The organism is Kitasatospora sp. NBC_01300, from assembly GCF_041435235.1.
In the GTDB taxonomy this organism is placed as follows: Bacteria; Actinomycetota; Actinomycetes; order Streptomycetales; family Streptomycetaceae; genus Kitasatospora.
Map to the genome: position 1 here is coordinate 1,655,383 of NZ_CP108408.1, position 13,321 is coordinate 1,668,703.

Annotated in this window: 12 protein-coding genes; 9 read left to right on the forward strand and 3 right to left on the reverse strand. The window is 74.0% G+C overall.

Annotation, left to right across the window (positions count from 1 at the left end; all coding sequences use genetic code 11):
• The first annotated feature begins 225 nt into the window (after window positions 1-225).
• From OG556_RS07270 to OG556_RS07285, 4 genes are all read left to right on the forward strand, one after another.
• The gene (locus OG556_RS07270; protein WP_371516382.1) at window positions 226-711 is read left to right on the forward strand and encodes a hypothetical protein; all 486 of its coding nucleotides are present in this window, start codon (window positions 226-228) and stop codon (window positions 709-711) included.
• A 93-nt stretch (window positions 712-804) separates the two neighbouring features.
• Window positions 805-1,407, forward strand: a complete 603-nt coding sequence (locus OG556_RS07275; protein ID WP_371516383.1) for a DinB family protein — start codon at window positions 805-807, stop codon at window positions 1,405-1,407.
• Between the two features lie 190 nt (window positions 1,408-1,597).
• The gene (locus OG556_RS07280) at window positions 1,598-2,767 is read left to right on the forward strand and encodes an SUKH-4 family immunity protein (protein ID WP_371516384.1); all 1,170 of its coding nucleotides are present in this window, start codon (window positions 1,598-1,600) and stop codon (window positions 2,765-2,767) included.
• Window positions 2,768-2,807: 40 nt separating this feature from the next.
• Window positions 2,808-3,182, forward strand: coding sequence for a hypothetical protein (locus OG556_RS07285; RefSeq protein ID WP_371516385.1), 375 nt, complete (start codon window positions 2,808-2,810; stop codon window positions 3,180-3,182).
• Between the two features lie 3 nt (window positions 3,183-3,185).
• On the opposite strand, the gene OG556_RS07290 is transcribed toward OG556_RS07285, so the two are convergent.
• Both OG556_RS07290 and OG556_RS07295 read right to left on the reverse strand, forming a co-directional pair.
• The gene (locus OG556_RS07290; RefSeq protein ID WP_371516386.1) at window positions 3,186-4,544 is read right to left on the reverse strand and encodes an MFS transporter; all 1,359 of its coding nucleotides are present in this window, start codon (window positions 4,542-4,544) and stop codon (window positions 3,186-3,188) included.
• 7 nt (window positions 4,545-4,551) lie between these two features.
• Window positions 4,552-5,451, reverse strand: coding sequence for a DMT family transporter (locus OG556_RS07295; protein ID WP_371522606.1), 900 nt, complete (start codon window positions 5,449-5,451; stop codon window positions 4,552-4,554).
• A gap of 194 nt (window positions 5,452-5,645) precedes the next feature.
• On the opposite strand from OG556_RS07295, the gene OG556_RS07300 reads away from it, so the two are divergent.
• From OG556_RS07300 to OG556_RS07320, 5 genes are all read left to right on the forward strand, one after another.
• Window positions 5,646-6,518, forward strand: a complete 873-nt coding sequence (locus OG556_RS07300; protein ID WP_371522608.1) for a LysR family transcriptional regulator — start codon at window positions 5,646-5,648, stop codon at window positions 6,516-6,518.
• 172 nt (window positions 6,519-6,690) lie between these two features.
• Window positions 6,691-7,722, forward strand: coding sequence for a DUF2332 domain-containing protein (locus OG556_RS07305; RefSeq protein ID WP_371516387.1), 1,032 nt, complete (start codon window positions 6,691-6,693; stop codon window positions 7,720-7,722).
• 88 nt (window positions 7,723-7,810) lie between these two features.
• Entirely contained in the window at window positions 7,811-8,578 is a 768-nt protein-coding gene (locus tag OG556_RS07310; protein WP_371516388.1) for a MerR family transcriptional regulator, read from the forward strand.
• A gap of 370 nt (window positions 8,579-8,948) precedes the next feature.
• Complete coding sequence (locus OG556_RS07315) at window positions 8,949-9,980, forward strand: isopenicillin N synthase family dioxygenase (RefSeq protein WP_371516389.1); 1,032 nt, start codon at window positions 8,949-8,951, stop codon at window positions 9,978-9,980.
• A 295-nt stretch (window positions 9,981-10,275) separates the two neighbouring features.
• A complete protein-coding gene (locus OG556_RS07320) occupies window positions 10,276-11,097 on the forward strand; it encodes a MerR family transcriptional regulator (RefSeq protein WP_371516390.1) in 822 nt (273 codons plus the stop codon).
• A gap of 3 nt (window positions 11,098-11,100) precedes the next feature.
• On the opposite strand, the gene OG556_RS07325 is transcribed toward OG556_RS07320, so the two are convergent.
• Window positions 11,101-13,293, reverse strand: coding sequence for a 3-hydroxyacyl-CoA dehydrogenase NAD-binding domain-containing protein (locus tag OG556_RS07325; protein WP_371516391.1), 2,193 nt, complete (start codon window positions 13,291-13,293; stop codon window positions 11,101-11,103).
• Window positions 13,294-13,321 lie beyond the last annotated feature (28 nt).

A 13,321-nucleotide genomic window follows, 5' to 3' on the forward strand; every position in this document is an offset into this window, starting at 1 on the left:
GCAGGTTCGAAAACGGACACAACCCCAGGATCGAACATTCGTTCGTAAAGATTCAAGTCCACACCCTCCCCGCCCCACCCGTCACACTCCGTAGTTCCCCCTTGCCGGCCCCTGGGCGCCCCCCTCCGCCGGGCACCGCCCGGTCTCGGCGAAGATTGACCGGCGCCCGTGGTGCCGCGACCGCGACGTGATCCGTCACGACAACGACCGAGAGAAGTGGTGACCTTGGGTGAGCAGGTGCCGGCCGACGACCCCGGCGGCGATGCGGACGAGCACGTACGGTTCGCGCTCTACCGCCAGGCCTTCGCCGAAGTCGCCCCGGAGGACGCAGCTGCTCTCGTCACCCGCGTACTCACCGACCCCGACCCGGGGATGGCGAACGGCGCGGTAGGCGAGTACCTCGACCGCAGGGCCGCCGAACTGCTCACGGGCCCCGGCTACCCCGCCTGGTGCCAGCGGATGACCGGGCCCGTCGCAGTGGACGACTTCGCCGCCCAGCGCCTGCGCGAGTGGACGCTGCTGCGGGCGATGGCCCTGGACGAACCGTGGGACACCGGGCAGCTGCTCGCCGCGTCCAACTGGCTGCAGCTCCGCACCGCCGAGGAGTCCTCGGCCGGAACCGCCCTGTCCGCGCTGGCCGAGGACGGCCGCACCCGACGCATCCGCAACATCGCCAAGTCCCGGCTGTCGCGATTCCGATCGACGGGTTGATCGACGGGGTTGATCGACGGGATTGATCGACGACTCTGATCGACGGGGCCGGAAATCGGTGGACAGGTCCGACGCGATCAACAGACTGATGCCATGACGGCAACCGACCCCAAGACCGATCCCAAGACCGACCTCCGGATCTATCTCCAGGACGCCCGCGACGTCCTGCTGTGGAAGCTCGACGGCCTCTCCGAGTACGACCTCCGGCGCCCGCTGACCCCGACCGGGACCAACCTGCTGGGGCTGGTCAAACACGTCACCGGGGCCGAGGCGATGTACTTCGGCGACACCTTCGGGCGGCCGTTCCCCGAACCGACGCCGCTGTGGTTCACCGGCGACGCCGAGCCGAACGCCGACCTGTGGGCGCGGGCGGACGAGACCACCGAGGAGATCACCGGGCGCTACCGCCGGGTCTGGGCGCACACCGACGCCACCATCGAGGCGCTGCCGCTGGACGCGATCGGCCGGATACCGTTCGGCCGGCGGGCCGAGCAGACCCTGCACCGGGTCCTCGTCCACATGATCTCCGAGACCCACCGCCACGCCGGCCACGCCGACCTCCTCCGCGAACTCGTCGACGGCGCCACCGGCCAGCGCCCGGACGGGATCAACACCGCCCCCGGCGACGCGGCCTGGTGGCAGGCCCACCACGCCCGCGTGGAGCGGGCCGCCCGGGAGGCTGGCGGGCTCGGCTGACCCCGCCCGGCACGACTGGAGCCCTGCGGTGGCGCCTGCGGTGGCTTGCCGGCGCTGGTGTCGGACGGGGCGGCTAGGGTCTGGGGGTCAGGGGTCGGGGCGGTGGAGGGCGGGGGACGTGGGGGGCACGGGGGGCGTGAGGGACGTGGGGTGTGCGCGGGTGGCGGCGGACGGGTTGCCGAGTGGGGTGGTGCACCCGGGGAGCCGGGAGTTCCTGATCCGGGAGGGGCTGCCGCTCTCGGGGGCGTTCCTGGACTTCGGGGTGCTCGGCGACGGGGCGTTGGCGGCGCTGCCGGAGGCGGAGCGGCTGTTCGTCCTGGGCGAGACGGAGTACTGCGCGCCCTTCGCCGCGGCCGGCGGCCTGGTGCTGCTCGACGGAACGACCGGCAAGGTGTTCCTCGGCGGACCGGGCCCGCGGCGGGATCTGCTGGCCTCCGGTCTGCCCGCGCTGGCCGGGCTGGTGCGGGAGGTGGAGGCGGTCGCCGAGTCGGCCCGGCGGGCGGACGCGCTGGACGGGCGGCGCGGCCCCGCGGTGGTCGCCGAGGTGACGGCCGGGGCCGAACGGCGGATGCGGGAGATCGACCCCGGGCTGTTCGGGCGGTCCGCGACGCCGCCCACGCAGACCCCGCCCGAACAGACGCCGCCCGAACAGACGCCGCCCGCGCAGACGCCGCCCGCGCACTGGGGCACGGCGCTGCTCGTACGAGCACTGGGCTGGGGCGCGCTGCCGGGCGGTCCGGGCGGTCCGGCGTACGAGGTCGGCCCGGAGCTGGTGGCGGAGCTCGCCGCGCTGACGGGCGAGGAGGGCGGCGCGGGCCTGGTGCACCGCTACCGGGCGCAGGAGCTGCCCGCCGGGCTGGTGCACAAGCCGACCCGGCGGCTGCTGACCGAGATCGGACTGCCGCTGGGCGGGGCGATGTTCGGGGTCTGCGAGGAGCCGCTGGTCACGATGGCGGAGGCGTACCCGGAGTACTTCGACGGCGAGGAGGAGCGCCCGTACCAGCGGGAGTTCCTGGCGCTCGGGGACTGGCCGACGGATCTGACGATCGCCCTGGACGGTGTCACCGGCCGCCTGGAGCTGCCGGACTGGTACGACGACGGCCAGCCGGAGGCCTACCTCAACCGCGACCTGTCCGCCCTGCTGTACGCGCTGTGGACGTACGAGCGGCTGCGCGCCGAGTGGGAGCGCTGGGACTGCGGGCGCGGCCGGGACACCTGGGCGGTGTTCGACCCGCAGTCGCTGCTGAGCACCGTGGTGGACCGGCTCGTCGAGGCCGTCGACCCGGAGGCGTTCGCCTCGCCCGGGTGCTCGTGGCGGCTGCTCGCCGAGGACGCGCACATGGGCGGCCTGCTCGGGTGATCACCGGGCGCCCCGGACGGTGCGCCGGTACGCTGCCCCGGTGACGAACATCCGTACGGCGACCGGGCGACGGCGGGCGGTGCTGCTCACCTTCAGCGCCGTCCTGTCCCTCGCGGCGGCGGGCTCGCTGTACGGGCTGCTGTACGTGCGGTCACTGGACTTCGGCGAGCGCTGCGAACAGGGCCTGGTCCCCGGCGGCGGCCGGCTGCTGGAGACGGGCGCGTCCTGGCTGCCGCCGGACGCCTGGTGCCGGTTCGAGGACGGGAGCATGTCCACCACGCCGTTCTGGGCGCTGCTGCTGTTCTACGCCCTGCTGACCCTGGTCGTCTGGTCGGTGACCGCGCTGCTGCGGATCTACCGCCCGCGCCCGCACCTGGGGCTGGACTGGCAGCCGGGGCACGGGCCGGGCTGGTAGGCCTCAGGCCTGTCGGGGCTGTGCGGGGAGCCGGGTGGGGGTCTGCGCGGGGGCGGGGACTTCGGAGGCTTCGGTTTCGGCGTCGGCTTCGGCTTCGGGGAGCCGGCGGCGGGTGCGGATCGGGGAGAGGAAGACCGGCAGGAAGGCCACCGCGAGGACGGCTCCGCCGCACCAGAGGGTGGCCCGCAGGCCGACGAGTTCGCCGAGCAGCCCGGACAGCGCGGAGCCGATCGCGAGCGCGCCGGTGAGCAGGAAGCGGAAGGTGGCGTTCATCCGGCCGAGGAGCGCGTCCGGGGTCATCCGCTGGCGCAGGCTCACCCCGAGGACGTTGTCCATCCCGGTCTTGAGCGAGACCAGCAGCCAGCCCGCCCCCGCCGCGAACAGCCAGGGGCCGTGCCCGATCAGCGGCACCAGCAGCCCGGCGGGCGCCACGCAGGCGCCGGCCAGGCCGAGCGTGCGTCCGTAGCCGAGCCGGGCGGCGATCGGGCGGGCGCAGCGCGAGCCGAGCAGGATGCCGACCCCGCCGACCGCCCAGAACAGGCCCAACGCCCCGGCGGAAAGGCCCAGTTCCCGCACGAACAGCACCGGGAGCAGGGTGTTGACGAGTTGGAAACCCAGGTTGGTGAGGGCCGCGGTGAGGGCGAGCGCGCGCAGTTCCCGGTTGCCGAGGACGTGCCGCAGCCCTTCGGCGATCTGCGCTCCGAGCCCGCCGCCCCTGCCCCTGCCGCTGCCCCTGTCGGCGTCCCCGCCGCCGCTCCTGTCGGCGGTCGGCTCGGGGGCGGGGGTACGGCGCAGCCCGATCAGGCGAAGCGCCGAGCCGAGGTGGCTGAGCGCGGTCGCGACGATCGCGAACGGCGCGGTGAGCAGTTGGACCAGCAGGCCGCCCGCACCACGCCCGGCGACGTTGCCGACCGCCATCAGGCCGACGACGGCGGCGTTCGCCTGCACCAGGTGCCCGCGGCCGACCAGCCGGGGCAGCACGCTCTGCGAGCCGACGTCGAAGAAGACCGTCGCGCAGCCGGCGAGCAGTGCGACCGCGTACAGCTGCCAGAGGGTGAGACCGCCCAGCCACCAGGCGAGCGGGATGGAGGCGTACAGCGCGGCCTTCACCAGGTCGGCGACGATCAGCACGCGGCGGTGGCGCATCCGGTCCACCCAGGCGCCGGCAGGCAGGCCGATGAGCAGGAAGGCGAGGGTGCTCAGGGTGGCGAGGGCGCCGACCTGCCCCGGGCTCGCGTCGAGCGCCTCGACGGCGATCAGCGGGACGGCGACGTAGCCGACGTTGGTGCCGAGTTGGGCGAGGGCGGTCGCGGTGAAGAGGGTGCGGAAGTCGGCAGTTCGCCAGAGGGAGTGGGGGTGCATGGTCCGTTCAGTCGCGTGCAGCGGTGGGGTTCGGCATGGGGGCTGGGGCCTGGGTCCGGTGACGTTTCGTCAGGGCAACACCGGCGAGTACGACGATCATTCCGGCGACGGTCCGGATCGTCAGCTCCTCGCCGAGGACGAGCGCGCCGAGCGCCGTGGAGACCACCGGCAGCAGATAGCCGACGGTGGCCGCACTCGTGGGGCCCTCCGTGGCGATGAGGCGGTAGTTGAGGTGGAACGTGAGCCCGGTGCAGGCGACGCCGAGGACGGCGACGGCGACGAGCCCGAGCGGATCGGCGCCCGCGACCGGGTCGAGCGAGCCGCCGACCGGGAGCGCGAGCGTGCTCAGCCCGGCCGCGGCGGTGAGCTGGGCGGCGGAGAGGGCCAACGGGCCCGTTCCCGTACCGGTGAGAGCACGGGCCATGTAGGCGAAGGCGATCGCGTAACTGGCCGCCGCGCCGAGCAGGGCGAGCGCGGGCAGGGCCGGGAGGCCGCCGCCGTCCCGCCACGGGGAGAAGATCAGCAGCACGCCCGCGAAGCCGAGCACCAGACCGCCCAACCGCAGCGGGCCGCGGGCGCGTTCGGTGCCGAGGGCGAGGCCGACCAGCAGGGACCAGAGCGGAGTGGTCGCGTGCAGCACTCCGGCCAGGCCGGAACCGATGCCGCGCTCGCCGTACGCGGTCAGGAGGAACGGCAGCGCGTTGCAGAGCAGCGCCGCCAGCGTGAGCCGGCGCCAGACGGCGGCGCCGCGCGGCAGGCGCTGCCGGGCGGAACGGGCGAGCAGCAGCAGGAGGGCGGCGCCGAGGACCGAGCGGAGCACGGTGATCTGCACGGGGGTGAGCCCGTGCTGGAGCGCGAGCCGGATCCAGAGGTAGCCCGAGCCCCAGAACAGGGCGAGAACGGCCATCCGCAGCACGGGCGGTGCTCCTTCTGTCGAGGTGACGGTGTCGGGTTTCGGGCGTCGGGTTCCGGGCGTCGGGGGCGGTGTCGGGGGGCGGGGTGTTCGACGACGGTCCCGCGACGGGATGCGGTAGCACAAGCGAAATGTTCTTCACCACCTTTAAGCTGAGCTACATGACTGAGGTGCTCGACGTCCGACGGATGCAGGTCCTGCGGGCCGTGGTCGACCACGGCTCGGTGAGCGCGGCGGCCGGCGCACTCGGCTACACCCCGTCCGCCGTCAGCCAGCAGGTGGCGGTGCTGGAACGGGAGACCGGGACGGCCCTGCTGGAACGCGTCGGGCGCGGCGTGCGGCCGACCGCCGCCGGACTGCTGCTCGCCGGGCACGCCGCCGTCATCGAGCGGCAGGTCGCGGAGGCCGGCGCGGCGCTGGCCGACCTGCGGGCCGGGCGCAGCGGCAGCCTGACCGTGCGCTACTTCGCCACGGCCGGCGCCGCGTTGGTGGCCCCGGCGGTGGCCGCGTTCCGCCGGACGCACCCGGGCGTACGGCTCGACCTCGGCATGACCGACCCGGAGGACCCGCTCACCGAGGTGCTGGACGGCCGGGCCGACCTCGCGGTGGTGGTCCGGTCCGACGGCGCCGCGCACCCGGGCCTGCGGCTGGTCCACCTGTGCGACGACCCGTACCGGGCGGTGCTGCCCAAGGGCCACCGGCTCGCCGCGAAGCGCGTCCTGGACCTCGCCGAGCTCGCGGACGAGCCCTGGGTGGGGGCCGAGCCGCCCGGCCCGTGCCGGGAGGTCGTCCGGGCTGCCTGCGACGCGGCCGGGTTCGGGCCGTCCGTCGCGGTGGACAGCGCCGACTACGCGACGGCGCAGGGCTTCGTCGCGGCCGGACTCGGCGTCGCCCTGGTCCCCGCCCTCGGGCTCGCCCAGCGCCACCCGGGCGTCACCGTGCGCCGGCTCCGCGGCCCGGAGCCGGTCCGTGCACTGCACGCCGCGGTACGCGAGGGCGCCTGGGGGCAGCCGGTGCTCGGCGCGCTGGTGTCCGCGCTGCGGGCGGCGGCGCAGCCGTAGGTCCTGTCCGCCTCCGGGCGGTGGCGGTGGCGATCTCGCTCTCGTGGGGGCCGGGTTGGCGCCCGTACAGCGGACGGCAAAGGCACGGGAAGGGCACGGCCAGGGCTGCGCCAATTCGTTGAAGAGAGCTGACGAGAGCTGAAGAGAGTCGGAGAGAAAGGAAGTACGGAACGTGGACAGTGCTGTCGGGGACCTCTACCGGGCCTTCGCGGAGCGGGAGGCGCGCGGCAACTCGGCGAACTACCAGGACCTCGCCGAACACGCCGCCGGGGACGACGAGTTGTGCGCCCTGCTGGACGGGCTGCCGGCCGCGAAGCGGCAGCCGAACCTACTGTTCGGCTCGGTCCGCCACCTCGGCGGACCGGTGACGGCCGGCTATCCGGCCTTCCGCACCTGGGTGGCGGCGCACTGGGCAGAGGTCGCGGCGACGATGCTGCGACGGCGGACGCAGACCAACGAGGCCGGCCGGTGCGCCACCCTGCTGCCGCTGCTGGCGGCGCTGCCGCAGCCGCTCGCGCTGATCGAGGTGGGGGCCTCGGCGGGGCTCTGCCTCTACCCGGACCGGTACCGGTACCGGTACATGGTTGAAACAGGCGAAGCGGACGAAGTAGGCGGCCCGGCGGTCGAGTTCGGCGCCCAGGAGAGCCCGGTGACGCTGGAGTGCGCGGTGCGCGGGCCGGTACCGCTGCCGACGTCGCTGCGGGAGCGGCTGCCCGAGGTGGTCTGGCGCGCCGGGATCGACCTCAACCCGCTGGACGTCCGGGACGAGGAGGACATGCGCTGGCTGGAGTCACTGGTCTGGCCCGAGCAGGCCCACCGGCTGGAGCGGCTGCGCGGCGCCGTCCAGGTCGCCCGGGCCGAGCCGCCGCACCTGGTGCGCGGCGACCTCAACGCGACGGTACGGGAGTTGGTGGCGCAGGTGCCCGCCGGTGCCACGCCGGTGGTGTTCCACAGCGCGGTGCTCGCCTACCTGTCCCCGGAGGCGCGGGAGGAGTTCGCGGTGACCATGCGCGGCCTGCCCGGGCACTGGATCTCCAACGAGGCCGTCCCGGTGCTGCCGACCGTCGAGCGGCGCCTCCCCCACCCGGCGCCCGCCGGATCCGGGCTGTTCGCGCTCGCCCTGGACGAGCGGCCGGTGGCCTTCACCGGACCGCACGGGCAGTCCCTCGACTGGTTCCGACCCCGGGACGGTCTCGGGGCTTGAAGCTGCCGCAGCGGCAGCTTCTACCGTCGTGACCAGGGCCGGAGGAACCGGCCCCGGTCCAAGCGAACGTGAACGAGGGAGACGGCGCATGGCAGCGGCCTGGCCGATCGCGGAAGTCGTCCGGATGTCGGGCGTGACCGCCCGGACCCTGCGGCACTACGACGAGATCGGGCTGCTGCCTCCGGCCTGGATCGGCTCCAACGGCCACCGCTACTACGAGGAACGGCAGTTGCTCCAGCTGCAACAGATCCTCGTACTGCGGGCGCTGGGGGTCGGGCTGACCGAGATCGCCCGGATCCTGGGCGACCAGGTGGACGAGCTGGAGGCCCTGCGGGACCACCGGCACCGGCTGCTCGCCGAGCGCGACCGGCTGGACACCCTGGCCGCCACCGTCTCCCGCACGATCGCCGACCTGGAACGTTCCCGAGAGGACGGCACACCCATGACCAGCATCAACCGACCGGAGAACCTGTTCGAGGGCATCCAGCCCGGCGACGTCGAGGAGAGCCTGCGGGACTTCCCCGAGCACGCCGAGGCGGCGCGACGCGCCACCGCCGCGATGAGCCAGGCCGACGTCGAGGCCGGACAGCGCGAGCGGACGGCGCGGATGATCCGCCTGGCGGAGCTGCTGGCGGCCGGCCACCCGGCCGACGCCGAGCCCGTGCAGACCCACATCGACGCCGAGTACCAGGCACTCACCGCGCTCCGGACGGTCTCCGTCGAGGAGTTCCGCGCGATCGCGCGCTCCTGCACGGAGAACGCCCAGTGGAGCGCCGCGTACGAGGCCATCACCCCGGGCCTGGCCGCGTACCAGCGGGCCGCCATGGAGGCGTACGCGGCGGCGCGGCTGGCCTGAGCCACCGGCGGGGCGGGGCGGGCCTTCCCCACCGCCCCGCCCCGCCGTCACTGCTTTCCAGCCCTTGAACGGCCACCGCCAAGTGAGAGGCCGCCCTCCGCTGCAGGGGGCTCGCCCGCTCCGGTCAAGGTCATCTACGCTGGTGACGTGCTCATCCTTGTTCGCCGTCGCCACGTGGACCTGCTCCGCGTGACAAGCATGTCCTGTCGACGCTCCAGCTGAACCTCGCGCCACCCACCCTCAAGGGCAGCCTCCACCCGGCCGCCTCCACCTCCCGGCTTCCGGAGCACCCGCCGCACCAGGCGGTCACTCCGGCCATCCCCCGGTCGATCACCGGGACCGGCCGGGACGAGACCAGCGGATGTCACACATGTCGCAGCAGTACACCCCCATATCCGACTCCCTCCCGGTGATCGACCTCTCGCTCGCCGACGGCGGCCCGGACGACCGCCGCCGGCTGCACGACGAACTCCGTGCCGCGGCCACCGACGTCGGGTTCTTCCAGCTCGTCGGCCACGGCATCACCCCGCAGGAGACGGCCGCGCTCACCGACGCGATGCGCGCCTTCTTCGCCCTCCCCGAGGCCGACCGGCTCTCCGTGAGCAACCTCAACTCCCCCCACTACCGCGGCTACACCCGCACCGGCGACGAGCGCACCGGCGGCAGCCAGGACTGGCGCGACCAGCTGGACATCGGCGCCGAGCTGCCCCCGCACGTCCCCGGCACCGGCGAGCCCCCGTACTGGTGGCTGGAGGGCCCCAACCAGTGGCCCGCGGCGCTCCCCGAGCTGCGCACCGCCGCGCTCGGCTGGATCGACCACCTCAGCGGCACCGCCCGCCGACTGCTGCACGAGCTCCTCACCGCGATCGGCGCCCGCCCCGACTTCTACGACGAGGCCTTCGCCGGCCACCCCCACCTGCGGCTCAAGCTGGTCCGCTACCCCGGCACCGCTCCGGACGGCGCCGGCCAGGGCGTCGGCGCCCACAAGGACTACGGCTTCATCACGCTGCTGCTCCAGGACACCGTCGGCGGCCTCCAGGTCGAGCGCCCGGACGGCACCTTCCTGGAGGTCCCGCCGATGCCGGGCGCCTTCGTCGTCAACCTCGGCGAACTGCTGGAGGTGGCCACCGACGGCTACCTCAAGGCCACCAACCACCGCGTGGTCAGCCCGGTCGGCGCCCGCGAGCGCTTCTCCGTCCCGTTCTTCTACAACCCCCGCCTCGACGCCCACATCGAGCCGCTGGACTTCCCGTTCGCCCGGCACGCCCCCGGCGCCACCGAGGATCCGGACAACCCGCTGTTCGCCGAGTTCGGCCTCAACGAGTGGAAGGGCTACACCCGGGCCCATCCCGAGGTCACCCGCCGCCACCACGCCGACCTGGCCGACGCCGGCGCCCGGTAGCCCCACGCCGCGGAGGCCGGGACCAGCCGCGCCGCAGCACAGGAGCAGCGCCGGTCAGAGCAGGCTCCGGCCCGAGCAGGTTCCGGCCGGAAGCAGCGCGGCCAGAGGCACCAGCACCCCGAGTCCGCCCCCCGCCGCTCCCCAGCGGCGGGGGCGGACTCACGTGCGCGGCGGGCCGCCGTCGCCGGTGGAACAGCCGGTGGACCAGCCCGTGGAGGAGCCGGTGGACCAGGGGGACGGGCACTGTCACACTGCTGCTGTCACAGTGGAAGTGTGCCAGTGCAGGAGGCGGCAGATGGGGGAGCTCGGGACCGTGGGAGACGGGAGCGGGGTGCGGCTGACGGTCGACGAGCTGGCGGCGCGGGCCGGGGTGACGGTCCGGACGGTGCGGTTCTACGGGACGAAGGGCCTGCTGCCGCCGCCGGAGCTGGGGCCGCGCCGGGTCGGGCTGTACGGGGCGGCGCACCTGGACCGGCTGGAGCTGATCGAGGAGTTGCAGCGCCAGGGCCTGACGCTGGCCGCGATCGAGCGGTACCTGTCCCGGCTGCCGGAGGACAGCACACCGCTGGACCTGGCGATCCACCGGGCACTGGTGGCGTCCTGGACGCCCGAGGCGGCGGAGGAACTGGGCCGGGCCCAGTTGGAGCGGCGGGCCGGGCGGGGGCTGTCGGAGGAACAGGTGGAACGCCTGGTCGCGATGGGGGCGTTGGAGCGGACGGCCGATCCGGAGCTGTTCCGGGTGGATCCGGGCCTGCTGCCGCTGGGGGTGCGGATCCTGGACGTGCCGATCCCGCTGGAGACGCTGCTGGCCGCGCGGGCGGTGGTGCTGGAGCACAGCCGGGCGACGGCCCGGGAGTTGCAGCGGCTGTTCCGGGAGACGGTGTGGCGGCCCTACCGGGAGAGCGAGCCGGCGCCGGACGAGCTGGCCCGGATGAGGGCGCTGACGGACCACATCCAGCCGATGGCGGCGCAGGCACTGGTCACGGCGTTCCAGCGCTCGCTGCGGGAGGAACTCGGCGGGGAGCTGAGCGGGGAACCGGGCAAGGACCTGGGCGGGGAACCGCAGGAGGAGCCGGGTGGGGCCGTCCGGCACCCGGCCCCACCCGCCCAGGTCTGACGGTCAGTCGGTGAAGGTGCGCCCCTCCGCCGCGATCCGCTCCAGCAGCGCCGGCGGCGCGAACCGTTCGCCGTAGGCGGCTGCGAGTTCGCGGGCGCGGGCCGCGAAGCCGGCCGGGCCGCCCTCGTACCCGTTGATGTACTGGAACACGCCGCCCGTCCAGGCCGGGAAGCCGATGCCCAGGATGGAGCCCACGTTGGCGTCGGCGACCGAGGTCAGCACGCCCTCCTCCAGGCAGCGCACCGAGTCCAGCGCCTCGCTGAACAGCATCCGCTCCTTGAGGTCCTCGAAGGGAATGTCCTCGAAGGGGACGTCCGCGGCCGGCCGGCCGAAGTGCTCGCGCAGCCCCGGCCAGAGCCGCCCGCGCCTGCCGTCCTCGCCGTACTCGTAGAAGCCGGCGCCGCCGCTGCGCCCGGGGCGGCCGAACTCGTCGACCATCCGGTCGACCACCGCGTCGGCCGGGTGGGGCGTCCAGCCGCCGCCGGCGGCCTCGACCGCGCGCCGGTACTCGTCGCGGATCTTGCGCGGCAGGGTGAGGGTGAGCTCGTCCATCAGCGAGAGCACCTTGGCCGGGTAGCCGGCCTGGGCGGCGGCCTGCTCGATGCTGGCCGGGGGGACGCCCTCGCCGACCATGGCGACGCCCTCGTTGAGGAACTGGCCGATGACCCGCGAGGTGAAGAAGCCGCGCGAGTCGTTGACCACGATCGGGGTCCGGTCGATCTGCCGGACCAGGTCGAAGGCGCGTGCGAGGGCCTCGTCACCGGTCTGCGGGCCCCGGATGATCTCGACCAGGCGCATCTTGTCGACCGGGGAGAAGAAGTGCAGCCCGATGAAGTCCGCGGTGCGCTCGACGCCTTCGGCGAGCAGCCCGATCGGCAGGGTGGAGGTGTTGGAGCAGAGCAGCGCGTCGGGGGCGAGGACGCCCTCGACCTCCTGGAACACCTTGTGCTTGAGCTCGGTGTTCTCGAAGACGGCCTCGATCACCGCATCGCAGCCGGCCAGGTCCGCGGCCTCGGCGGTGGGGGTGATCCGGGCGAGCAGCGCGTCCTTCTTGGCCTCGGTGGAGCGGCCGCGGGCGATCGCCTTGTCCAGCAGCCCGGCGGAGTAGGCCTTGCCGCGTTCGGCGGCGGCCATGCTCACGTCCTTGAGCACGACCTCGATGCCGGCCTTGGCACAGGTGTAGGCGATGCCCGCGCCCATCATCCCGGCGCCGAGCACGGCGACCTTGCGGACGAGCCGCTTCTCGACGCCCTGGGGGCGGCCGGCGCCGGAGTTGACCGCCTGGAGGTCGAAGAACAGCGCCTGGATCATGTTCTTGCTGGTCTGTCCGCAGGCGAGCTCGGTGAAGTAGCGGGCCTCGATCGCCATCGCGGTGTCGATGTCGACCTGGGCGCTCTCCACGGCGGCGGCCAGGATGTTGCGCGGGGCCGGGTAGGGCGCGCCGTTCAGCTGCTTGCGCAGGTTGGCCGGGAAGGCGGGCAGGTTGGCGGCGAACGCCGGGTTGGCCGGGGTGCCGCCGGGGATCTTGTGGCCCTTGACGTCCCAGGGCTGGACGGCGGCCGGGTTGGCCTCGATCCAGGCCCGCGCCCGGGCGGTCAATTCCTCCGGGGTGGCGACGAGTTCGTGGACCAGCCCGTGTTCCAGGGCCTGCGCCGGGCGGTACTGGCGGCCCTCCAGGAGGAACTTCAGCAGGGCGTCGGTGATGCCGAACAGCCGTACCGTGCGGACCACTCCGCCGCCGCCCGGCAGCAGGCCGAGGGTGACCTCGGGCAGGCCGAGCCGGCTGGCGGGGTCGTCCAGGGCGATCCGGTGGTGGCAGGCGAGGGCGATCTCCAGGCCGCCGCCGAGCGCGCTGCCGTTGACGGCGGCGACGACCGGCTTGCCGAGGGTCTCCAGCCTGCGCAGCGCGCGCTTGATCCGCTGGGACTTCTCGAAGACGGCGGCGGCGTCCTCGGGGCGGGCGGCGGAGAGCAGCCGGAGGTCTCCCCCGGCGAAGAAGGTCTTCTTCCCGGAGGTGACGATCACGCCGCGCAGCCCGTCGGCGGCGGCGAGGCCGGCCAGCCGGTCGACGACGGCGTCGAAGTCGGCGGTGAAGGCCTCGTTCATGGTGTTGACGGACTGGGTCGGGTCGTCGAGGACGAGGGTGACCACGCCGTCCTGGTCCTGCTCCCAGCGGATGGTGGTGGTGTCGCTCATGAGTTCAGGGTCTCCGAGGGGATCCGAG

Excerpts from the sequence above, each read along its gene's own strand:
- OG556_RS07275 (WP_371516383.1), top strand. The coding sequence starts at position 805 with ATGACGGCAACCGACCCCAAGACCGATCCCAAGACCGACCTCCGGATC.
- OG556_RS07290 (WP_371516386.1), bottom strand. The coding sequence starts at position 4,544 with ATGCACCCCCACTCCCTCTGGCGAACTGCCGACTTCCGCACCCTCTTC.
- OG556_RS07295 (WP_371522606.1), bottom strand. The coding sequence starts at position 5,451 with ATGGCCGTTCTCGCCCTGTTCTGGGGCTCGGGCTACCTCTGGATCCGG.
- OG556_RS07300 (WP_371522608.1), top strand. The coding sequence starts at position 5,646 with ATGCAGGTCCTGCGGGCCGTGGTCGACCACGGCTCGGTGAGCGCGGCG.
- OG556_RS07310 (WP_371516388.1), top strand. The coding sequence starts at position 7,811 with ATGGCAGCGGCCTGGCCGATCGCGGAAGTCGTCCGGATGTCGGGCGTG.
- OG556_RS07315 (WP_371516389.1), top strand. The coding sequence starts at position 8,949 with ATGTCGCAGCAGTACACCCCCATATCCGACTCCCTCCCGGTGATCGAC.
- OG556_RS07320 (WP_371516390.1), top strand. The coding sequence starts at position 10,276 with ATGGGGGAGCTCGGGACCGTGGGAGACGGGAGCGGGGTGCGGCTGACG.
- OG556_RS07325 (WP_371516391.1), bottom strand. The coding sequence starts at position 13,293 with ATGAGCGACACCACCACCATCCGCTGGGAGCAGGACCAGGACGGCGTG.